This is a genomic window from Mycolicibacterium parafortuitum (assembly GCF_002086815.1).
GTDB classification, from domain to species: Bacteria; Actinomycetota; Actinomycetes; order Mycobacteriales; family Mycobacteriaceae; genus Mycobacterium; species Mycobacterium parafortuitum.
Genome location: NZ_MVID01000001.1, coordinates 36,517 through 57,990, shown reverse-complemented (window position 1 = coordinate 57,990; position 21,474 = coordinate 36,517). Strand labels below are relative to the sequence as shown.

Genomic DNA, 21,474 nt, shown 5'->3' with positions numbered 1-21,474 from the left:
CGGGGCCGGGGCAGTCCGGCGCCCACGATGTGAGCGTTCACACGCTGATCTTGTGACGGGGCTCACGCTTTGTCAAGACTTCGAACCTGAGAATGTTAGCGCTCACATTGACCTTCGAAAAGTATTGACGGCCGCTCGATGTGAGCGTTAGCATCCCGTCAGAATGTAACGCCGGTCACGTTCGACGCGGACCGCTCTTCCCTCGCGAATCCATCCTGAGCTGGCCAAACAGCATCCACACCGAGGAGTTGTCATGAAGAGAATGCTCACCACGCTGCTGAGCGTCGCGTCGGCAGGCGTGCTGGCCGCGTGCGGGAGCGGGCCGGCCCAGGACGCCGGACCCGCGGGCGGTTCGACAGGCGGTGCGATCACCATGGGCTTCTCGCAGGTCGGGGCGGAGAGCGGATGGCGCACCGCGAACACCGTCTCCATCCAGGACGCAGCCAAGGCCGCCGACGTCGACCTCAAGTTCTCCGACGCGAACGGGGAGCAGGAGAACCAGATCGCCGCGATCCGGTCCTTCGTGCAACAGGGCGTCGACGTGATCGCGTTCAGCCCGGTGGTGCGCACCGGGTGGGATGCGGTGCTGCTGGAAGCCAAGAACGCGGGCATCCCGGTGATCCTGACCGACCGCGCCGTCGACACCGAGGAGCCCGACGTCTACAAGACCTTCCTCGGCGCCGACTTCGTCCGGGAGGGTCAGTGGGCAGGCGAATGGGCCGTCAAGGAATTCGCCGCGGCCCCGGCGCCGGTGAACATCGTGCAACTGGAGGGCACGACGGGATCCGACCCCGCGCTGGAGCGCACCACGGGCTTCGCCGAGGCCATCGCCACCGATCCGAAGCTCACCGTGATCGCCTCGCAGACCGGGGATTTCACCCGCTCGGGAGGTAAGCAGGTGATGGAGGCGTTCCTCAAGGCACACCCGAAGATCGACCTGGTGTTCGCCCAGAACGACGATATGGCGCTCGGGGCTGTGGAGGCCATCGAAGCGGCGGGCAAGAAACCGGGACAGGACATCAAGATCGTCGCGATCGACGCCACCCGCGACGGGATGCAGGCGCTGGCCGACGGCAAGTTCAACTATCTGGTCGAATGCAATCCGCTGCTGGGCCCCGAGCTGATGGACCTGGCGAAGAAGGTCGTCGCCGGTGAATCGGTGCCGGCACGGGTCGTCACCGAGGACCAGACGTTCGATCAGCAGCAGGCCGCCGCGATCCTGCCCGAGCGCAAGTACTGATGACCTCCCCTGTCTCCGGGCCGGTCTCCGAGACCCCCGCCGCGGACCCAGCGGCACCGGTGGTCGAAATACGCGGGGTCACCATCGATTTCCCCGGCGTGCGCGCGCTGGACGGGGTGGACTTCCGGCTGCTGCCCGGTGAGATCCACGCGTTGATGGGCGAGAACGGTGCCGGCAAGTCCACCTTGATCAAAGCGCTCACCGGGGTCTACGACATCGACGCGGGCGAGATCTCCGTCGCGGGCGCGCCCCGGCGGTTCACCAGCCCTCGGCACGCCCAGGATTCCGGCATCAGCACCGTGTACCAGGAGGTCAACCTCTGCACGAACCTGACGGTGGCGGAGAACATCCTGCTCGGCCGCGAGCCCCGCAAGCTCGGTCGGATCGACTACCGGGCGATGAACCGCAGGGCCGCGGAGCTGCTCGGCGATCTCGACCTGTCCATCGATCCCCGCTCGATGCTCGGCTCCCATCCGATCGCCCTGCAGCAGCTGGTCGCCATAGCGCGTGCGACGGCGGTGTCGGCGCAGGTGCTGATCCTCGACGAGCCGACGTCGAGCCTGGACGCCGACGAGGTGTCCGAGCTGTTCCGGGTCATGCGCCGGCTGCGCGACGGCGGCACCGCGATCCTGTTCGTGACCCACTTCCTCGACCAGGTCTATGCGGTGTCGGATCGGATCACGGTGCTGCGCAACGGCCGTCGCGTCGCCGAGCACCGCACCTGCGAGCTCGACAGGGTCCGGCTGGTCGCCGAGATGCTCGGCCACGAGCTCGACCTGCTGGAGGAGATCGCCGAGACCGCCACCGATCACCGCGCGGAGCGCGACACCGTGGTCAGCGCGCGCGATCTCGGACGCCTCCCCCGCGTGCACCCCACCGACATCGACGTCCGCCGCGGCGAGGTCGTCGGCCTGGCCGGGTTGTTGGGTTCGGGGCGAACGGAACTCGCCCGCCTGCTCTTCGGCGCCGACCGGGCCACCAGCGGCCGGATCATGGTCGACGGCAAGCCCACCGGTATGCGGTCACCTCGCGCGGCGATCGCGAACAGGTTCGCCTTCAGCTCGGAGGACCGCAAGGCCGAGGGCATCATCGGGGACCTGACGGTGCGCGACAACCTGGTGCTGGCCCTGCAGGCCAAACGGGGATTCGCGCGGCCGCTGCCGGCCAAGGCCAAGGCCGATCTCGTCGACCGCTACATCCGCGCGCTGGACATCCGCCCGCCGAACCCGGACACGCTGGTGAAGAACCTCAGCGGCGGCAACCAGCAGAAGGTGCTGCTGGCCCGCTGGCTGATCACCGAGCCACAGCTGTTCATCCTCGACGAGCCGACCCGGGGCATCGACGTCGGCGCCAAGACGCAGATCCAGAAACTGATCACCGACCTAGCCGCCGACGGGATGGGCGTGGTCTTCATCTCCGCCGAACTCGACGAGGTGGCCCGCATCAGCGACCGGATCGCGGTGCTGCGCGACGGGCACTGCATCGCCCAGGTCGGATCGGATTGCACCGTAAGCGAACTCACGGCGCTGATCGCCGGAGGTGCCCGATGAACCGGCTGGTCAACTCCCCACTGCTGTGGCCGGTGCTGTCGCTGGCCGTGCTGCTGGCCGTCAACGTGGTGCTGACCCCCGGGTTTCTGAGCGTCCGGGTCCAGGACGGCCACCTGTTCGGCAGCGTGATCGACATCCTGCGCAACGGCGCCCCGACGATGCTGGTCGCGCTCGGGATGACGCTGGTGATCGCGTCGCGGGGCATCGACCTGTCGGTGGGTGCCGTGGTCGCGGTCAGCGGCGCGCTGGCCTGTGCGCACATCGCCGCATCCGCCGACCCCACCTCGGCGGGCACGGTGATCACCGCGATGGGTATCGCGCTCGGGGTCGCCGTCGGCCTCGGCCTGTGGAACGGCGTGCTGGTGTCGGTGTTCGGGGTGCAACCGATCATCGCGACACTGGTCCTGATGACCGCGGGCCGCGGCGTGGCGTTGTTCATCACCGACGGGCAGATCGTCACCGTCGGCAGCCCCGCGTTCCGCGAACTCGGCGCCGGATACCTGTTCGGGCTCCCGGTGGCGATCCTGGTGAGCCTGGCCATGTTCGTCGTCGTCGGGCTCGTGGTGCGCCGCACCGCGCTCGGCATGCTGCTGGAGTCGGTGGGCGTCAACCCCGAGGCGAGCCGGCTGGCCGGGGTCCGGCACCGGTCGATCGTGCTCGCCGTCTACGTGTTCAGCGCGGTGTGCGCCGGCGTCGCCGGCCTGATGATCGCCTCCAACATCTCAGCCGCCGACGCCAACAACGCCGGCCTGTGGATCGAGATGGACGCGATCCTGGCCGTGGTGATCGGCGGCACATCGCTGCTCGGCGGGCGGTTCAGCCTGACCGGCACCATCCTGGGCGCGCTGATCATCCAGACGCTGACGACCACCGTCTACACCGCGGGCATCACACCCGAGACCACGCTGGTGTTCAAGGCGCTCGTCGTGATCGTGGTATGTCTGCTGCAGGCCCCGAAGTTCCGCGCGCTGGCGCGGGGAGCCTTCCGCCCCCGCCGGCATGCGCCGAAACCCGTTGCCGCCGCCGCGGCACCGCAGGTCCCCGACGCCGAGGTGGGCTCCGCCGAGGCCGCCGAGATGAGCCGGCTGTGAGCGCGACGACGCCGGCGCTCGACGCCCCGCGCGACGACCGGTGGCAGTCACTCACCGGCGAGGTGCTGGCCCGGTTCCGCGGCCGCTACCTGTCCCCACTCGCGTCACTGGGGCTGCTCGCGCTGATGTTCGGCGCGATCGTGGTGCGCTACGACTTCGCCAGTCCCACCCAGGTGTTCCTGAACCTGTTCGTCGACAACGCCTATCTGATCGTGCTGGCCGTCGGGATGACCTTCGTGATCCTCAGCGGCGGAATCGATCTGTCCGTCGGGTCGACGGTGGCGCTGTCGACGGTCATCGTCGCGACCGCGCTGCAGCAGGGCTGGCCGATGCCGCTTGCGGTCGGCACCGTGCTGGTGGTCGGTCCCCTGCTGGGATGGCTGATGGGCCTGGTGATCGAGTACTTCGACGTACAGCCCTTCATCGTGACCCTGGCCGGGATGTTCCTGGCCCGCGGACTGTGTTACGTGATCAGCGTCGACACGTTGCCGATCAAGGATCCGGTGCTGCGCCGGATCGGGCTGAACTACGTGTACCTCTACGAGGACAAGTTCATCCGGTGGACGGTGGTGATCGCGGTCGCCGTCGTCGTGATCGCGGCGTTCACCCTGCACCAGACCCGGTACGGCCGAACCGTGTACGCGGTCGGCGGCAACCGGCAGTCGACCCAGCTGATGGGCCTGGCCGCCGCCCGCGCCCGGGTCTCGGTGTACGCGGTCAGCGGCTTCTGCGCGGCTCTGGCCGGTCTGCTGCTGGCGGTACAGAAGCTGTCGGGCTACAGCCTCAACGGCATCGGCATGGAGCTCGACGCCATCGCGGCCGCGGTGATCGGGGGCGTACTACTGTCCGGAGGAACAGGTTTCGTATTCGGTTCGGTGATCGGCGTCCTGGTGCTCGGCACCATCCAGACGTTCGTCACCGCCGAAAACCTCGACTCGTACTGGACCCGCATCATGACCGGTGTCCTGTTACTGGTCTTCGTTCTCGTCCAGCGACTAGTGGTGAGGAAGCCCCGATGAACAGCCGCGTAACACCCACCAGCACAGCCAAACCGGTGATGGCCGATGTCGCGCGACTGGCCGGGGTCAGCCACCAGACGGTGTCGCGGGTGATCAACGGCTCCCCCAGCATCCGGCCCGCCACCAAGGCGCGTGTGCAGCAGGCGATCGAGGAACTCGGCTACCGGCCCAACACCGCCGCGCGGGCGCTGGTGACCCGCCGGTCCGGGATCATCGGGATCATCGGCACCAGCAGCGCGCTGTTCGGACCCTCCAGTGTGCAGCGCTCGGTGCAGGAAGCCGCGCGCGCCGCGGGCTACTTCACCAGCATGGTGCCGCTGCCCGACGTCACCCCGGACGCGCTGCGCGACGCGCTGGAGCACCTGACCCGCCAGTCCGTCGAGGCGATCGTGATGATCGCCGCCCAGGAGGACGCCCTCGCGGTCGCGCACGCCGCGGAGACGGGTGTGCCGATGATCGTCGTCGAAGGGGACCTGTCGGGCAGTGGCCTCAGTGTGGGGGTGGACCAGATCGCGGGGGCGCGCCAGGCCACCACGCATCTGATCGACCTCGGGCACCACGCGATCGACCACATCGCCGGCCCCACCACGTGGACCGAAGCCAAAGGCCGCCAGGCGGGTTACGAAGAGGCGATGCGCGCCGCGGGCCTCAGCCCGCGCGATCCGTGGCAGGGTGACTGGACCCCGGCCCGCGGCTACGACATCGGGCGCGAGATCGTGCGTCGCGGCACCACCACCGCGGTGTTCGTCGCCAACGACCAGATGGCCATCGGCTTCCTGCACGCGGTCGCCGAGGCCGGACTGTCGGTTCCGCGCGACATCAGCGTGGTCGGGTTCGACGACATCCCCGAGGCCCGCTACCTGATCCCGGCGCTCACCACGGTCCGCCAGGACTTCCACGCCGTCGGCAGGCAGGCCATCGAGCTGGTCGCGGCCGCGCTCGACGGATCCGCCACCGACATCCCTTTGATCGCACCGGAATTGATCGTCCGAGACAGCACCGCAAGGCGCGAGGAGCGTTGATGAGCAACGAGAAGTACACCGTAGGAGTCGATTTCGGGACACTGTCGGCCCGCGCGCTGGTGGTGCGGGTGTCCGACGGGCACGAGATGGCCGCCGCCGAGCATGCCTACGAACACCGCGTCGTCACCGACACACTGCCCGGAACGGACATCGGGCTGCCCGCACAGTGGGCGCTGCAGGTGCCCGCCGACTACGTCGCCGCGCTGCGCCACGCCGTTCCCGCCGCCGTCGCCGCCTCCGGCGTCGACCCCGCCGACATCGTCGGCATCGGTACGGATTTCACCTCCTGCACGATGGTTCCGGTGCGGGCCGACGGCACCCCGCTGTGCGAACTGGCCGAGTTCGCCGACCGGCCCCACGCGTACGCGAAGCTGTGGCGGCACCATTCCCCGCAGCGGCAGGCCGACCACATCAACGCGGTTGCGGCCCAGCGCGGCGAAACGTGGCTGCCCCGATACGGCGGATTGATCTCCAGTGAGTGGGAGTTCGCCAAGGCGCTGGAGATCCTCGACGAGGACCCCGAGGTGTACCGGGCGATCGACAAGTTCGTGGAGGCGGCCGACTGGATCGTCTGGCAGCTCTGCGGAACCTACGTCAGGAACGCGTGCAGCGCGGGTTACAAGGGCATCCTGCAGGACGGCCGCTACCCGTCGCGCGAGTTCCTCGCCGCCGTGCGACCGGGATTCGAGGGATTCGTCACCGACAAGCTCGACCACCCGATCGGCCGGCTCGGCGACCCCGCCGGAGTGCTGACCGACCAGGCCGCAACCTGGACCGGACTACCGCAGGGCATCCCCGTCGCCGTCGGCAACGTCGACGCCCACGTGACCGTGGCGGCCGCCGACGCGCTCGCGCCGGGACAGCTCGTCGCGATCATGGGCACCTCGACGTGTCATGTGATGAATTCCGATGTGCTGCGCGAAGTCCCGGGAATGTGCGGGGTCGTCGACGGCGGGATCTCGGACGGTAGCTGGGGATACGAGGCGGGCCAGTCCGGCGTCGGGGACATCTTCGGCTGGTTCGTCGACAACTGCGTCCCGGAGCGCTACCACGTCGAGGCCCGCCGCCGCGGTCAGACCCTGCACGAGTATCTGTCCGAGCTGGCGACCGGCCAGCGGGTCGGCCAGCACGGCCTGATCGCACTGGACTGGCACAGCGGAAACCGTTCGGTGCTCGTCGATCACGAGCTGTCCGGGGTGATGATCGGCCAGACCCTGCACACCACATGTGTGGACATGTACCGGGCACTGCTGGAGGCGACCGCGTTCGGCACCCGGATGATCGTGCAGACGTTCGTCGACAGCGGGGTCCCGGTCGACGAGATCGTCGTCGCGGGTGGCCTGCTGAAGAACCCGCTGCTGATGCAGATCTACGCCGACGCCGTGGGGCTGCCGCTGTCGGTGGTGCCGTCGACGCAGGCACCCGCACTGGGCGCGGCCATCCACGCCGCCGCGGCCGCGGGTGTGTTCACCGACGTCGAGGCCGCCGCCAAACAGATGGGTGGCCGAAAGCGCAACGCGTACCGTCCGATTCCGGAGCACGTCGAGGTGTACGACCAGCTCTACCGCGAGTACGTCACCGCCCACGACTGGTTCGGGCGGACCGAGGACATGATGCACCGGCTGCGCCACATCGCGGCCGGTCAGCGACTGGGAGTTCCCGCATGACGATCACCTCCGACCTCAACCGCGCGATCACCGATCTGCGCGCGCAGGTCTGTGAGCTGCACGCCCACCTGACCCAGTACGAGCTGGTGATCTGGACCGCGGGCAACGTGTCGGCGCGGGTCCCCGGACGCGATCTGATGGTGATCAAACCGTCCGGGGCCGACTACGCGACGATGACCGCCGACGACATGGTGGTGTGCGACCTGCACGGCAACCTCGTCGACGGTGAGCTCAACCCGTCGTCGGACACCGCCGCGCACGCCTACGTGTACCGCCACATGCCCGAGGTCGGCGGTGTGGTGCACACCCACTCGACCTATGCGACGGCCTGGGCCGCTCGCGGTGAACCGATACCGTGCGTGCTGACCATGATCGCCGACGAGTTCGGCGGGGACATCCCCGTCGGGCCGTTCGCGCTCATCGGCGACGACTCCATCGGCCGCGGCATCGTCGAGGTGCTGCGGGAGAGCCGATCCCCCGCGGTCCTGATGCGCAACCACGGTCCGTTCACCATCGGGCGCACAGCCCGCGACGCCGTCAAGGCGGCGGTGATGGTGGAGGACGTCGCGCGCACCGTCCACATCGCCCGCCAACTCGGCGTCCCCCCTCAGTTGGACGCGGCCGACGTGGCCGCCCTGTTCGAGCGCTACCAGAACGTGTACGGCCAGTCCGGCCCGCACGCCGAGACCTCCGAGGAGATTCACCGATGATCGCGTCCCGCCTCGTCACCAGCCAGGTGTGGCTGATCACCGGCAGCCAGTCGCTGTACGGACAGGACATCCTCGATCAGGTCACCGAACATTCCCGCCAGATCGCCGAACGTCTCGATCGCAGCGGCGAGATCCCGGTGGAGGTGCGCTGCCTGCCGGTGGTGACCGACGCCGACGCGGTGGCCCGGGTCCTCAGCGATGCGAACACCAGCGACGAATGCGTCGGTGTGATCGCATGGATGCACACGTTCTCGCCGGCGAAGATGTGGATCCGCGGCCTGAAGAACCTGCGGAAACCGTTGCTGCACCTGCACACCCAGTTCGACGTGGAGCTGCCGTGGCACAGCATCGACATGGACTACATGAACCTCAACCAGGCCGCGCACGGCGACCGCGAATTCGGCTACATCCAGTCTCGGCTGTCGACACCGCGCAAAACGGTCGCCGGGCACACCGGTGAGCCCGAAACCCGCAGGCGCATCGGGTCCTGGGTGCGTGCCGCGCTCGGGCGCGCCGAACTGTCGACGTTGAAGGTGGCCCGGTTCGGCGACAACATGCGCGGGGTCGCGGTCACCGAGGGCGACAAGGTGGAGGCCGAGGCACACTTCGGCGCCGCGGTGAACACCTACGGGGTCAACGACCTGGTGGACGCCGTCGAGCGGGTCCAACCCGCCGACGTCGACAAACTGATCCAGGAATACCTGAACACCTATGCCGTCGCGCCAGAACTGCACCCCGGCGCGACCCGGCACATATCGCTGCGGCACGGCGCCCAGATCGAGCTCGGACTGCGTAAGTTCCTGCAGGACGGTGGCTTTCACGCCTTCACCACGAACTTCGAGGATCTGGGCCGGCTGCGCCAGTTGCCGGGGCTGGCCGTCCAGCGGCTGATGGCCGACGGTTACGGGTTCGGCGCCGAGGGCGACTGGAAGACGGCGGTGATGTTGCGCGCGGTCAAGGTGATGGCCGACGGACTGCCGGGCGGCACGTCGTTCATGGAGGACTACACCTACGATCTGACGCCCGGGCGGGAACGGATCCTCGGCGCGCACATGCTGGAGGTGTGCCCCAGCATCGCGGCCGAGACGCCGACGCTGGAGGTCCATCCGCTGGCGATCGGGGACCGCGACGACCCGGTGCGCCTGCGGTTCACCGCCGCCCCGGCCGACGCGGTGATCCTCGGCATCAGCGACATGGGTGCGCGGTTCCGGTTGGTGGCCAACGAGGTACGCGTCGTCGAGCCGACCGCCCCGCTGCCGAACCTTCCGGTGGCCTGCGCGGTATGGGAGCCGATGCCGTCGTGGGCCACCTCCACCGAGGCGTGGCTGATGGCAGGCGCGCCCCATCACACGGTGATGACCACCGCGGTCGGCGTCGACACGATCGACGACTTCGCGGAGATGACGGGCACCGAGCTGCTCGTCATCGACGAGGACACCACGGTGCGCCAGTTCCGGAACGCGTTGCGGTGGAACGACGTCTACCACCACATCGCCGCGGGCCTGTAGAGGCTCAGCTCCCGACGTTGCGTTCCAGCAGCGGGGCGCCCGCGGCCTCGGTGGCGACCTGGGGCCGCGGCGCGACCCGCCCGAACACCATGGACTCGTCGATGCGGTCCAGACGCGCGTCGATCGCGTCGAGGACGTAGTTGTGGCGGACGTTCCACGGCCGGTGCGTACCGGACTTCGGCAGCACATGCGGGGAACGGTGCACGTACCCGGCGTTGATGTTCCACGCCGGCTTCTCTTCCATCGGCGCCCCACCCAGATGCGGGTAGGCATGGGTGTATCCGTGAGAATCCATGTACGCCAACAACTTCGCGACCGCCCGGGCGGTCAGGTCGGCCCGCAGCGTCCACGACGCGTTGATGTATCCGACGCACCAGGCCAGATTCGGCACGTCCTCGAGCAGGTGCTCCTTGTACACGAACCGGTCGGCCGGGCGGACCTCTTGGCCGTCGACACTGATCACGATGCCGCCGAGGGCCTGCAATTGCAGTCCGGTCGCGGTGACCAGCACGTCGGCGTCGATCCTGTTGCCCGACTTCAGCACCACGCCGCGCGCGTCGACGTGGTCGATCTCGTCGGTCACCACGTCGGCGCGGCCCTGGGCGATCGCCTCGTAGAAATCACCGGACAGGATCAGGCACAGCCGCTGATCCCACGGGTCGTAGCGCGGCTTGAAATGGGTGTCCACCGGATAGCCCTTGGGCAAGTAGCCCTTGGCGACCGCGCGGATGAGCTTCCGGCTCAACCGCGGCGCTTTGCGCGCCACCGCGTAGGCGGTGACGATGAACAACACGTTGTACAGCCACGCCAGCCGGTAGCCGAGCTTGCGCGGCGGCACCCGGCGCAGCAGGTTCACCACCGGGTTGATGCGCTGCCCCGACAGCAGGTAGGTCGGTGACCGCTGCAGCATCGTGACGTGCCCGGCGTCGCGCGCCAATGCCGGGATCATGCTGATCGCGGTGGCGCCGCTCCCGATGACCACGACTCGTTTGCCGGTGCAGTCGAGGTCCTCGGGCCAGTGCTGAGGGTGCACCACCGGGCCGTCGAAGGTGTCCAGGCCGGGGAATTCGGGACGGTACGGGTGGTCGTAGTCGTAGTAGCCGGTGCCGAAGAACAGGAACCGGGCCCGGTAGGTGCGCGGTGTGCCGTTCTGTTCGGTCCTCACCGTCCAGGTGTCGGTGCCCGAATCCCAGTCCGCGGACACCACGCGGGTGTCGAACACGATGTGCCGGTCGATCCCGTGCTTGCGCGCGGTCTCGGTCAGATAGGTGCGGATGTCCTCGCCGTCGGCGACGTTCTCCGGGCGGTCCCACGGTTCCCACGGAAACGACAAGGTGAAGATGTCGCTGTCGGAACGGATTCCGGGGTAGCGGTGCAGGTCCCACGTCCCGCCGATGCGCGAGCGGCGCTCCAGCAGCGTGTATTTCAGCTGCGGGTTGCGCTCCTGGATGCGGTAGGCGGCCCCGATCCCCGAGATCCCCGCGCCGATGATCAGTACGTCGGAGAACGACGTCTCCGGATAGGGCTGCTCCACCCGCAACCTCCTTTGGTCCGCGTACGTACCACCCTAGACTCAGGCCCTCAGCGCGTCGACGATCTCGGCGAGCGAATTCACCGCGATCGGCCCCGGCTGGTACAGGCAGACCCGGTCCGAAACGCCCTCGACCCGGTCCCGGATGTGTTTGGCGATGTCGGCGGGGGTGCCGCAGGCCGCGATGGTGTGCAGCACGTCGTCGTCGATGAGCCGGCCCATCTCCTCCCAGCGGCCCTGCTTGGACAGTGCGTTGAGCTCCGGCTGCAGATCACCCCAGCCGTGCACCTCCAGCACCGGCCGGTAGGCCGGTGTGGACCCGTAGAACGCCAGCAACCGACGCGCCGACAGGTGGCCGGGGTCCTCGTCGGCGACCGACACGATGATCTCCGGCACGATGGCCAGCTGGTCACGGGTGCGCCCCGCGGCGGCCAGCCCGGCGGCGACGTTCGGCATCGTGACCTCGTCGAGGAACCGTTTCGACCCGAACGGCATCACCAGCAGCCCGTCGGCGACCTCCGCGGTCATCCGCGTCAGCTTCGGGCCCAGCGCGCCGACGTAGATCGGGATCGGGTCGAACGGGGCGCGCGGGCGGAACGTCGGCGTCATCAACGTGTGCCGGTAGAAGTCGCCCTGGAAACTCAGCCGCTCGCCGGTGCTCCACGTCTGGAAGATCGCCCGCAGCGCGCCGACCAGCTCGCGCATCCGGGCCACCGGCTGGTCGAAGTCGGCGCCGAACCGTTTCTCGATCTGGGTGCGGATCTGGGTGCCCAACCCGAGGGTGAACCGCCCGCCGGACAGCAGCTGGTGGTCCACGGCCTGGTGCGCGAGGTGAATCGGGTTGCGCGGAAACGCGATCGCGACGTTGGTCATCAGGTCCAGCCCGCCGACGGTGGCCGCCAGCGTCAACGGGGTGAACACGTCGTGGGGACCTTCGAAGGTGAACACGCCATCGGCACCGGCGTCGCGCAGCGCGCGCGCCCGATCGACGGCGTCCACGGGACCGAACAGCGCTGTCATCACCTGCACGAGGGGTGAGCCTAATGCGATTGCCGCACGATAATCGTCGCTATCCGCACGTTTTCGCGCCAGAATCGCAACATGGCCGACGTCGTTGTCGTGGGAGCGGGTTTCGCCGGGCTGTCGGCGGCACGAGAGTTGACCAGGCTCGGGCACGACGTCCTCGTCATCGAGGGCCGCGACCGGGTCGGGGGACGGTCGTACACCGGCACGGTGGCCGGGGTGCCGGTCGACTTCGGTGCGACGTTCGTCGGGCCGACCCAGGACGCGGTGCTGGCACTGGCCGCCGAGCTCGGCGTCGACTCGACACCGACCTACGGGCGCGGCAAGAACCTGATCCGGTGGCGCGGGCGGGTGCGGTCCTATCGCAGCACCATCCCGCGGCTGTCGATCATCGAGCTGCTCGACGTGTCCCGGATCCAGTGGCGGTTCGACCGGCTGAGCCGGCGCGTACCGGTAGACCAGCCGTGGACCTCGCCGATCGCCGACGACCTCGACGCGATCTCACTCGACGGGTGGCTGCGCTCGGTGCACGCCGGCGCGTCCACCCGCGATCTGATGGCGATCATGGCGCGGGTGACCTGGGGCGCCGAACCGGACGCGGTCTCGATGCTGCACGCGGTGCGCTACGTCAACGCCGCGGGCGGGCTGAACCGCATGCTCGACGTCCAGGGCGGCGCACAGCAGGACCGCTTCCTGGCCGGGACCCAGGAGATCGCCGTACGGATGGCGGCCGAGCTCGGCGATCAGGTGGTCCTGGGTAGCCCGGTGCGGCACATCAGCAGGCCGCCGGACCGGACGCTGACCGTGTCCACCGCCGGAGCGACCCACACCGCCGCCGCGGTGATCGTGGCGGTGCCGCCCGAACACCGCGAGGCGATCGAGTTCGATCCTCCGCTGCCGGCGGAATACGGTGAGCTGAACCGACATTGGCCGCAGGGTCACCTGAGCAAGGCCTACGCCGCCTACGAGACCCCGTTCTGGCGCGCCGACGGCTATTCCGGTGAGGCGCTCTCGGACGAGGGGCCGGTGTTCATCACGTTCGATTGCAGCCCGGGTGACGGCGGCCCCGGGGTGCTGCTCGGGTTCACCGATGCGCGCACGTTCGACCCGCTGCCCGCCGCGCGGCGCCGCGAGGTCGCGCTGAACGGGTTCACCGCACTGTTCGGCCCGGCCGCGGCCCGCCCGCTGGACTACGTCGACCACCGTTGGGGCGCCGAGACATTCGCCCCGGGCGGCCCGACGGCCGCGGTGCCACCCGGGGCGTGGACGGCGCACGGCCGGTGGCTGCGCGCACCGGTGGACGGCATCTTCTGGGCAGGCACCGAGACCGCCGACCGCTGGACCGGCTTCCTCGACGGCGCGGTGCGCTCAGGTCTGCGCGCGGCCGAGCAGGTCCATCAGGAGCTCTCCCGGCGGGCATAGTCCCCGTTCGAGCGGGTCGTCTCGATGAGCCAGCGCAGCTGCTGGTTGACCTCGTCGGGCCGCTCCAGGATCGCGCAGTGCCCGCCGGCGAGTTCGACGAAGCGCGCCAGGTTGGGCGCCGTCGACGCGATCCGCCGCGCCGAGGTCATCGGCAGCAGCCGGTCGTGGGTGCTGCCGATCACCAGCGCCGGCACGGTCAGGTTGTCCAAGGCGATGTGGCGCGGCCCCATGTTGTCGACGAGCACCCGCGCCCAACCGCCGCGCCCCGCCGGCGGCGTCGCGTTGAACAGCTCGAACACGAAGTCGGTGATCTCCGGATCGGCGTCGCGGCCGACCGCGATCAGTTTCACGAACCGCCGGCTCGGCGCGTCCGCGGCGCGCACCAGCGGTGCCCCGCCGAACCGCCGGATCACCCCGCCCGCGGCGCGTACCCGGGCGTCGGCCAGCCTGGCGGGCACGGGCAGCAGGTTCACGTTGCGCAGCAGGTCCCCGGTGGTGGTGTTGATCAGCGCGACCGCCGCGGCGCGCTGCGTCACCCGATCCGGCAGGCGCTCCGACCACGACGAGATCGCGATACCGCCCATCGAGTGGCCGGCGATGACCGCCCGCTCCCCCGGTGCCAGCGTCGCGTCCAGCACCGCGTCGAGGTCGGCGGCCAGATAGTCGAGGCTGTATCCGCCGCGCAGCGGCGGTACCGCGCTGCGGCCGTGGCCGCGGTGGTCGTAGGCGATCACCCGGTAGTCGCGTGACAGGTCGGCGATCTGGTGGGCCCACACCCTGACCGCGCAGGTGATGCCATGCGCCAGCACGACCGGGTAGCCGTCCTCGGGCCCGAACACCTCGGCGTGCAGCCGCACACCGTCGCGGGATCGGACGTCGACCACCCGTCCCGGGGGCAGGGCACGCGCCGGGGCAAATCCAGTACCGCGAGTTCTGGTGTAGGTGCCTCGTGCCATCGTGAGCGCTCCTCGGTGTCGGCAACGTCGCCGGGTACGTGACTGTACTCGCCGCCCACCGCGGCCGGACCCCGTATCCGGCGGTGGGTTAAATGGGTGGGCGACTACTCCATCGACTTAGCGAGGCGACATATGCGTGCGATCCAGATAGCCGAGCTCGACGGTCCCCGGGCGGCGAAGCTCGTCGAGATCGACGAACCCGCGGCGGACGAGAACTCGGTGCTCGTCGAGGTCCACGCCGCGGGTGTCGCGTTCCCCGATGCGCTGCAGTCCCGCGGGCTCTATCAGTACAAGCCCGAGATGCCCTACACCCCGAGCGCCGAGGTCGCCGGGGTGGTGCGCTCGGCCCCCGACGGTGCGCACGTGCGGCCCGGCGACCGGGTGGCGGGGCTGACGATGCTGTGCGGCGCGATGGCCGAAGTGGTTGCGCTGCAACCGGAGCGGGTCTTCCCGCTACCCGACTCGGTGTCGTTCGAGGCAGGCGCGGGGATCCTGTTCAACGACCTCACGGTGCAGTTCGCGTTGCGCGAACGGGGCCGGCTCGCACAGGGCGAGACGGTGCTGGTGCACGGCGCCGCGGGCGGCATCGGAACCTCCACGTTGCGGCTGGCGCCCGCCTTCGGTGCCGGTCGGACGATCGCGGTGGTCAGCACCGAGGACAAGGCCGACGTGGCCCGCGCGGCGGGGGCAACCGACGTGGTGCTCGCCGACGGTTTCAAGGACGCGGTCAAGGAGCTCACCGGCGGACGCGGCGTGGACATCGTCGTCGACCCGGTCGGCGGTGACCGCTTCACCGATTCGCTGCGGTCGCTGGCACCCGGTGGACGGTTGCTCGTCGTCGGCTTCACCGGTGGCGACATCCCGACGGTGAAGGTCAACCGGTTGCTGTTGAACAACGTCGACGCCGTCGGCGTCGGCTGGGGAGCCTGGACGATGACCCACCCCGGCTATCTGCAGCAGCAGTGGGCCGAACTGGAGCCGCTGCTGGCCGCGGGCACGGTCGCGGCCCCCGAACCGGTCGTCTACCCGCTGGAACGTGCCGCCGAGGCGATCGCCTCGCTGGAGGACAGGTCGGCGCGGGGCAAGGTGGTCGTCGCGATCCGATGAACGAGAAACACCGCCGTTTTTCGGACCGGGAACGCTGGAAGTACTGCAGGAAAGTTTGCCCGCTGCGATGATGTAGCGCGTGCCGAGGGCCAGCCGGGATCCGACCGCCGATGCGCGGGTTGCCGGTTTCCTGACCGCGGCGGCGGCGCAACCCACCGTGCTCGTCATCGAGGGTGAAGCCGGCATCGGCAAGACCACGTTGTGGCTGTCCCAGCTCCAGCGCGCGCGCGGCGGCGGGTTCCAGGTGCTGACGGCACGCGTCGGGCAGGCCGAATCGGTGATGGCGTTCGCCGCGCTGGCCGACCTGCTCGGCGACGTCGACGACGAACATTTCGAGAACCTGCCCGCGCTGCAGCGCCTGGCACTGGACCGGGTGTTGTTGCGCGCCGGCGACGACGGCCCGCCCACCGATCAGCGTGTGGTGGCCGCCGGGTTCGTGGCGGTGCTGCAGGCGGTCGAGGAGGCGGCGCCGGTGCTGCTGGCGGTCGACGACGCCCAGTGGCTCGACACGTCGAGTCGCACCGCGATCGAGTTCGCCGTGCGCAGGCTCCGGGGCCGGTTCGGGGTGCTCGCGACCGAACGGTGCGTCCCCGGCGCGGGAACCGCGGCGCAGTGGTTGAAGCCGACCCGGCCGGACGGCCTCGAGCGGGTCAGCGTCGCACCGATGGGCTCGGGCCGGCTGCATACGCTGATCGCGGACCGGCTGGGGCGCAAGCTGCCCCGGCCCACTGTGTTACGCATCTCCGAGATCTCCGGCGGTAACCCGTTTTTCGCACTCGAGCTGGCTCGCGCCCACATCGAAGGCGGCGCGGGCACCGGTTCGCCACTGCCGGCCACCCTCGCCGAGGTGGTGCACCGCCGGATCGGCTCGCTCGACGATCAGGACCTCGCCCTGCTGCTGAGCATGGCGTGCGTGGCCGACCCGTCGGTGGAACTGCTGGCCGCCGCCCACGGGGTGGGCACCGAAACCCTCGTGGCGCGGCTCGAACGCCTCGACACCGCGGGCATTCTCACCATCGACGGCAACCACGTCCGGTTCACCCATCCCCTGTTGGCCGGCGGCGTCTACACCGACGCGGCGCCGACCGCCCGGCGCGCGATGCACCGCACCATGGCGGCGCTGGAAACCCAGCCCGAGCTGCGGGCGCGCCACCTGGCGCTGGCGGCGGCCGGCGGCGACGACGAGATCTTCACCGCACTGGACCGGGCCGCGGACTCCGCGCGGGCCCGTGGCGCTCCGGCGGCCGCCGCCGAACTGCTGGATCTGGCGATCGCCCTCGGCGGCAACGACCCGTGGCGGCGGATGAAGACCGCCGAGAACCATTTCCTGGCCGGGGACACCGCGAAGGCCGCGGCGGCGCTCGGCGACGTCGACGCGATCGAACCGGCGATCCTGCGCGCGATGGCCGCGATCCTGCTCGCGACCGTGCTGATGTACGACAACGAGCACATTCGCGCGGTGGAACTCTTGCGCGGCGCACTCGACGACGCGGCGGGCAATGTCCCCGTGCAGATCCAGGTGCTGCTGCGGCTGTCGTTCGCCCTGAACAACAGTGGCGAGCTCGACGACGCGCGCAGGCACGCCAGGGACGCGGTGAAGCTGTCCGAGGAGTTCGGTGTGCCCGGCGTCGTCAGCGCCGCGCTGGCCTGGTCGGTGAACATCCATTTCCAGTGCGGGCGCGGGATCGACGAGAACGCGCTGGCACGGGCGATGAAGCTCTACGACAGCACGTTCGACGTGCCGATCATCTTCCGCGCACCGTTCGTGCACGCGCTTGCGCTGTCGTGGACCGGCCGGCTGGAGCAGGCGCACCGCGAGCTCACCGCGATGCGCACGGTGTGCGTCGAACGCGGCGCGGAGAGCGACATGATGGCCGTCGCCGGCTTTCTCGCGATCAACCATCTGTGGCGGGGCCAGATCGCCGAGGCCGAGGCCGAGGCCGCCGACACCGTGGAGCGCGCCGAACAACTCGGTGGCGACGACGTCCTGATCCTGCCGATGACGGTGCGCGGCGCGATCGCCGCGTACGCGGGCCGCATCGACGACGCGCGGGCCGATGCCCGCTGGGTGCTCGGCGCGATCAAGAACCGGCAGGCCTCCCATATCGCGGACTGGCCGGGGATGACCCTGTGCTTCCTCGAGGAGTCGCTGGGCAACCACCGCGAAGCCCTTGACGCCCTGGATACGTCGTTTCTGGAGTCCGGTCAGGCGCCTCCGACCGAGCTGATCCACGGCTGGCATCTGCCCGACGTGATCGAGGCGATGGTCGGGGTCGGACGTCTCGACGACGCCGAGATGTTGACCGGCGCCCTCGAACGCAACGGTGCCGAACACGACCGGCGCTGGATGAGGGCCGTCGGTGCGCGCTGCCGGGCGATGCTGCTGGCCGCGCACGGCGACGTCGCGTCGGCCAAGGCAGCCGCGGATCGGGCGATGACCGAACACGATCGTCTCCCGATGCCGTTCGAGCGGGCCAGAACTCAGTTGCTGCTGGGCCAGCTGCAACGCCGGTTGCGTCAGAAGAACACGGCGGCAACGACTTTGACCGAGGCATTGGACACGTTCGAGCGACTCGGCGCGCCGCTGTGGGCGCAGCGCGCCCGCACCGAACTGTCGCGCGCGGTCATCACCCCGACCGGCAGCCTCAGCGGGCTCACCCCGTCCGAGCAGCGCGTCGCGGAGATGGCGGCCTCGGGTGCGACCAACAAGGACATCGCCGCGGCGATGTTCATCAGCGCCAAGACCGTCGAGCACAACCTGACCAGGATCTACCGCAAGCTCGGCATCGGCTCGCGCGCCGAACTGGGCAGGCGGATGGACCGGCCGGGCGACCCTAGGTGATCCAGTCCGGCTGCCGGCCGACGTCGACGGCCGAGAAGTCCTTGTGCGCCAACCCCGCGAGCGTTCCGCCGTCGACGACGAACTCGGCGCCGGTCGAGTAGCTCGACTCGTCACTGGCCAGGTACACCACCAGGTTGCTGACCTCGTGCGGTTGGGCGATCCGGCCCAGTGCGGACTGGAAGATGTCCTCGGGGACCCAGTCGGCCATCGGGGTCTTCACCAGGCCGGGATGCACCGAGTTGACCCGGATCCCGAACGGGCCCAGCTCCAGCGCGGTGGATTTGGTCAGCCCCCGGACGGCGAACTTCGTCGCGGTGTAGCCGTGGCATCCGACGGTGCCCGCCATGCCCTCGATCGACGAGATGTTGACGATCGACCCGCGCCCGGCCGCCTTCATCGTCGGTGTGACGGCCCGGATGCCGAGGAACACCCCGGTCAGGTTGATGTCGAGGATGCGGTGCCACTCGGAGAGCTCGTAGTCCTCGACGGTGCCGATGTTCAGGATGCCCGCGTTGTTGACCAGGATGTCGACACCGCCGAACTCGGCGACGGCGGTGCTCACCGCGTGCTGCCAGTCCTCGGGGCGGGTGACGTCGAGGTGTACGTAGCGCGCGGCGTCGCCGAGTTCGGCGGCCACCGCCCGCCCCTCGTCGTCGAGGATGTCACCGCACACCACCATCGCGCCGTGGGCGACCATGGCTTTGGCGTGCGAGGCACCCATCCCCCTGGCGCCACCGCTGACCAGCGCGACCTTGCCGGCCAGCCGTCCCGTCATGAATCCTCCTGCAGCCGTGGCCCGCTGGAGGCCCCTGTGAAGTCGTAGTCGGCCGGATCGGGCCGGCGCGTCCATTTCCAGTAGTCCGCGATACGCCACGCGAACAGCGTGGGCAGTTCGCCCGCCGAGTTCTTGTAGTAGCTGCTGACCGACGGGTGGGCGTACACCATCGTCTGCAGCCGGGCCTGGCTGCGCCGGTCGTAGTCCCGGCACACCGCGGCCCGCGGCGCGGCGGCCCCGGCACCGGAGGCGAGCACCATGTCGATGCAGCCCAGGATGTAGCGCATCTGGCATTCGGAGTTGTAGATCAGGCTGGCGCCGTTGACGGCATTGGTGCCCGGACCGAACATGCAGTAGAAGTTCGGGAAGTCGGACACCGTCACCCCGAGGTACGCGTACGCGGCGTCCCCCCAGGTCTCGTTCAGGCCGGCACCGCCGACGCCGCGGATGTCGATCGGCCCGAGTTGGTGATTGACGTCGAAACCGGTGGCCCACACCAGCACATCGGCGCGGCGGTGCACACCGTCGGCCCCGGTGACACCGTCGGCGGTGATCGCGGCGATACCGCCGGTGACCAGTTCGACGTCGTCACGCTGCAGCGTGGTCAGCCAGGTGCCGTCGTCCTGCAGGGTGCGTTTGCCCATCGGCGGGTAGTTCGGCGTGACCTTGGCGAGCAGGTCCTCGTCGTCGGTGAACGCGCGCATCCACGCGGTGAACATGTCGCGGATGCCCTGGTTGCCCGCGCTGACCGACAACCCGCCGGCGTCCCATTCCGGATCGATGGTGATCTGCTCGTCGAGCGCGTCGGCGATCGGCCACCACGACACGAAGCGCAGCCACCGTCCGTAGTACGGCAGATGCCGGGTCGCCCAGCGGGCGCCGTCGCCGACCCGTTCGTGATAGTGGATGTTGGGCGCCATCCACTGCGGGGTGCGCTGATAGACGTCGACGTGCGCGGCGGTGCCGGCGATCGCCGGGACGAGCTGGAATCCGCTGGCGCCGGCACCGATCACCGCGACCCGCTTGCCCGCCAGCTCGAGTGTGTCGTCCCAGTCCGCGGTGTGACACATCGGACCGCGAAAGTCGTTGACGCCGGGCACGTCCGGGATCACCGGGGTGCTGAACTGGCCGACCGCGCAGATCAGGCCGCGGGCGCTGAGTTCCTCGACGGGTCCGTCGCCGGCGCCGCCGGCGGGCCGCACCCGCACCCGCCACAGACAGGCCGCGTCGTCCCAGTCGGCGCCGAGCACCTCGGTGTCGAAGCGGGTGTGCTCGGCGATGCCGTGCCGCGCCATCACCTCGTTCAGGTAGGTCAGGATCTCCGGCTGGGTGGCGTAGTGGTGTTCCCAATGGTCGGTCGGTTCAAAGGAATACGTGTAGTACTGGCTGGCGATGTCGACGCGGCAGCCCGGATAGCGGTTGGCCAGCCAGGTACCACCGGCCCCGGACTGGCGTTCGACGATGGTGAACGGCACACCGGCCTGTTTGAGCTTGATCCCGGCCAGGATCCCGGCCTCGCCGCAGCCGATCACGACGACCGGGAACGCGGCGCGTTGCTCGCGGGTCGAGGACAGCGCGGGCCCGTCCTGGTCGGCGCCGGTGATGCGCAGGTCCGCGGCGATGTAGTCGACCAGATCTTCGCTGACCTGGCCGGCGGAGATCACGTCCAGCATCACCCGCAGCTGGTGTTCGTCGGGCACGAACGGCGGCGGGCAGCCGCGGTCGCGATAGTCCCGGGCGACCTCGAATGCCCTGTCGCGCACCGTCTGTTTGTCGGGTTCGCTCATCGCGCCCTGCAGATCCATCGCGATCAGCAGGTACGGCCGCGGCAGCTCGTCGAGGATGCTCAGATCCCCGGTCATGTGCACCATCGACATCAGCAACGCGGGCACGCTGGCGTCGTCGATCGCCGCGCGCAGCACCTCGTCGCCGTCGTCGAAGGGAAGTCCGGTCAACCGCATCAGCTCAGGACTGCGTACATCCGCGCCGGTCAGGTGAGGCACAGGCCGAC

16 protein-coding genes are annotated in these 21,474 nt (G+C 69.5%); 11 read left to right on the top strand and 5 right to left on the bottom strand.

What is annotated here, in order from left to right:
- Window positions 1-253: 253 nt before the first annotated feature.
- Genes BST38_RS00245 through araA form a run of 8 tightly spaced genes read left to right on the top strand, consistent with a single transcriptional unit; the run spans window position 254 to window position 9,807 of the window.
- The gene (locus tag BST38_RS00245; RefSeq protein WP_083141226.1) at window positions 254-1,240 is read left to right on the top strand and encodes an ABC transporter substrate-binding protein; all 987 of its coding nucleotides are present in this window, start codon (window positions 254-256) and stop codon (window positions 1,238-1,240) included.
- Window positions 1,240-2,790: a sugar ABC transporter ATP-binding protein gene (locus BST38_RS00240; RefSeq protein WP_083141225.1), complete on the top strand. Its 1,551-nt coding sequence runs from the start codon at window positions 1,240-1,242 to the stop codon at window positions 2,788-2,790. The genes BST38_RS00245 and BST38_RS00240 overlap by 1 nt, the downstream gene beginning before the upstream one ends.
- Window positions 2,787-3,881, top strand: coding sequence for an ABC transporter permease (locus tag BST38_RS00235; RefSeq protein WP_083141224.1), 1,095 nt, complete (start codon window positions 2,787-2,789; stop codon window positions 3,879-3,881). Before BST38_RS00240 ends, BST38_RS00235 begins: the two co-directional genes overlap by 4 nt.
- Window positions 3,878-4,900 carry an ABC transporter permease subunit gene (locus BST38_RS00230; RefSeq protein ID WP_083141223.1) on the top strand — a complete coding sequence of 341 codons (1,023 nt, stop codon included), beginning with the start codon at window positions 3,878-3,880 and terminating at the stop codon, window positions 4,898-4,900. Before BST38_RS00235 ends, BST38_RS00230 begins: the two co-directional genes overlap by 4 nt.
- Window positions 4,897-5,922, top strand: coding sequence for a LacI family DNA-binding transcriptional regulator (locus BST38_RS00225; RefSeq protein WP_207569346.1), 1,026 nt, complete (start codon window positions 4,897-4,899; stop codon window positions 5,920-5,922). The genes BST38_RS00230 and BST38_RS00225 overlap by 4 nt, the downstream gene beginning before the upstream one ends.
- Complete coding sequence (gene araB / locus BST38_RS00220) at window positions 5,922-7,589, top strand: ribulokinase (protein WP_083141222.1); 1,668 nt, start codon at window positions 5,922-5,924, stop codon at window positions 7,587-7,589. The genes BST38_RS00225 and araB overlap by 1 nt, the downstream gene beginning before the upstream one ends.
- A complete protein-coding gene (locus BST38_RS00215; RefSeq protein ID WP_083141221.1) occupies window positions 7,586-8,299 on the top strand; it encodes an L-ribulose-5-phosphate 4-epimerase in 714 nt (237 codons plus the stop codon). Before araB ends, BST38_RS00215 begins: the two co-directional genes overlap by 4 nt.
- Window positions 8,296-9,807, top strand: coding sequence for an L-arabinose isomerase (gene araA, locus BST38_RS00210; RefSeq protein ID WP_083141220.1), 1,512 nt, complete (start codon window positions 8,296-8,298; stop codon window positions 9,805-9,807). Before BST38_RS00215 ends, araA begins: the two co-directional genes overlap by 4 nt.
- 4 nt (window positions 9,808-9,811) lie before the next feature.
- On the opposite strand, the gene BST38_RS00205 is transcribed toward araA, so the two are convergent.
- Window positions 9,812-11,341, bottom strand: a complete 1,530-nt coding sequence (locus BST38_RS00205; RefSeq protein WP_083141219.1) for a flavin-containing monooxygenase — start codon at window positions 11,339-11,341, stop codon at window positions 9,812-9,814.
- Between the two features lie 39 nt (window positions 11,342-11,380).
- Window positions 11,381-12,358 carry a TIGR03617 family F420-dependent LLM class oxidoreductase gene (locus BST38_RS00200; RefSeq protein ID WP_083141649.1) on the bottom strand — a complete coding sequence of 326 codons (978 nt, stop codon included), beginning with the start codon at window positions 12,356-12,358 and terminating at the stop codon, window positions 11,381-11,383.
- 81 nt (window positions 12,359-12,439) lie between these two features.
- Here BST38_RS00200 and BST38_RS00195 point away from each other — a divergent pair, with 81 nt between their 5' ends.
- Window positions 12,440-13,783, top strand: a complete 1,344-nt coding sequence (locus BST38_RS00195) for a flavin monoamine oxidase family protein (RefSeq protein WP_083141218.1) — start codon at window positions 12,440-12,442, stop codon at window positions 13,781-13,783.
- Here BST38_RS00195 and BST38_RS00190 read toward each other — a convergent pair.
- Window positions 13,759-14,739 carry an alpha/beta fold hydrolase gene (locus BST38_RS00190; RefSeq protein ID WP_083141217.1) on the bottom strand — a complete coding sequence of 327 codons (981 nt, stop codon included), beginning with the start codon at window positions 14,737-14,739 and terminating at the stop codon, window positions 13,759-13,761. The genes BST38_RS00195 and BST38_RS00190 overlap by 25 nt on opposite strands.
- Before the next feature lie 132 nt (window positions 14,740-14,871).
- Here BST38_RS00190 and BST38_RS00185 point away from each other — a divergent pair, with 132 nt between their 5' ends.
- Entirely contained in the window at window positions 14,872-15,846 is a 975-nt protein-coding gene (locus BST38_RS00185; protein ID WP_083141216.1) for an NADPH:quinone oxidoreductase family protein, read from the top strand.
- Between the two features lie 79 nt (window positions 15,847-15,925).
- A complete protein-coding gene (locus tag BST38_RS00180) occupies window positions 15,926-18,688 on the top strand; it encodes a helix-turn-helix transcriptional regulator (protein ID WP_237160621.1) in 2,763 nt (920 codons plus the stop codon).
- Here BST38_RS00180 and BST38_RS00175 read toward each other — a convergent pair.
- Window positions 18,681-19,463: a glucose 1-dehydrogenase gene (locus BST38_RS00175; protein WP_083141215.1), complete on the bottom strand. Its 783-nt coding sequence runs from the start codon at window positions 19,461-19,463 to the stop codon at window positions 18,681-18,683. The genes BST38_RS00180 and BST38_RS00175 overlap by 8 nt on opposite strands.
- Window positions 19,460-21,424: a flavin-containing monooxygenase gene (locus BST38_RS00170; protein WP_181792113.1), complete on the bottom strand. Its 1,965-nt coding sequence runs from the start codon at window positions 21,422-21,424 to the stop codon at window positions 19,460-19,462. The genes BST38_RS00175 and BST38_RS00170 overlap by 4 nt, the downstream gene beginning before the upstream one ends.
- Window positions 21,425-21,474 lie beyond the last annotated feature (50 nt).

What these genes read in the sequence shown, in the direction of transcription:
- BST38_RS00195 (WP_083141218.1), top strand. Translation starts at nt 12,440, where the DNA reads ATGGCCGACGTCGTTGTCGTGGGAGCGGGTTTCGCCGGGCTGTCGGCG.
- BST38_RS00170 (WP_181792113.1), bottom strand. Translation starts at nt 21,424, where the DNA reads ATGCGGTTGACCGGACTTCCCTTCGACGACGGCGACGAGGTGCTGCGC.
- BST38_RS00235 (WP_083141224.1), top strand. Translation starts at nt 2,787, where the DNA reads ATGAACCGGCTGGTCAACTCCCCACTGCTGTGGCCGGTGCTGTCGCTG.
- BST38_RS00175 (WP_083141215.1), bottom strand. Translation starts at nt 19,463, where the DNA reads ATGACGGGACGGCTGGCCGGCAAGGTCGCGCTGGTCAGCGGTGGCGCC.
- BST38_RS00240 (WP_083141225.1), top strand. Translation starts at nt 1,240, where the DNA reads ATGACCTCCCCTGTCTCCGGGCCGGTCTCCGAGACCCCCGCCGCGGAC.
- BST38_RS00215 (WP_083141221.1), top strand. Translation starts at nt 7,586, where the DNA reads ATGACGATCACCTCCGACCTCAACCGCGCGATCACCGATCTGCGCGCG.
- BST38_RS00245 (WP_083141226.1), top strand. Translation starts at nt 254, where the DNA reads ATGAAGAGAATGCTCACCACGCTGCTGAGCGTCGCGTCGGCAGGCGTG.
- BST38_RS00200 (WP_083141649.1), bottom strand. Translation starts at nt 12,358, where the DNA reads ATGACAGCGCTGTTCGGTCCCGTGGACGCCGTCGATCGGGCGCGCGCG.
- BST38_RS00225 (WP_207569346.1), top strand. Translation starts at nt 4,897, where the DNA reads ATGAACAGCCGCGTAACACCCACCAGCACAGCCAAACCGGTGATGGCC.
- araB (WP_083141222.1), top strand. Translation starts at nt 5,922, where the DNA reads ATGAGCAACGAGAAGTACACCGTAGGAGTCGATTTCGGGACACTGTCG.
- araA (WP_083141220.1), top strand. Translation starts at nt 8,296, where the DNA reads ATGATCGCGTCCCGCCTCGTCACCAGCCAGGTGTGGCTGATCACCGGC.
- BST38_RS00185 (WP_083141216.1), top strand. Translation starts at nt 14,872, where the DNA reads ATGCGTGCGATCCAGATAGCCGAGCTCGACGGTCCCCGGGCGGCGAAG.
- BST38_RS00190 (WP_083141217.1), bottom strand. Translation starts at nt 14,739, where the DNA reads ATGGCACGAGGCACCTACACCAGAACTCGCGGTACTGGATTTGCCCCG.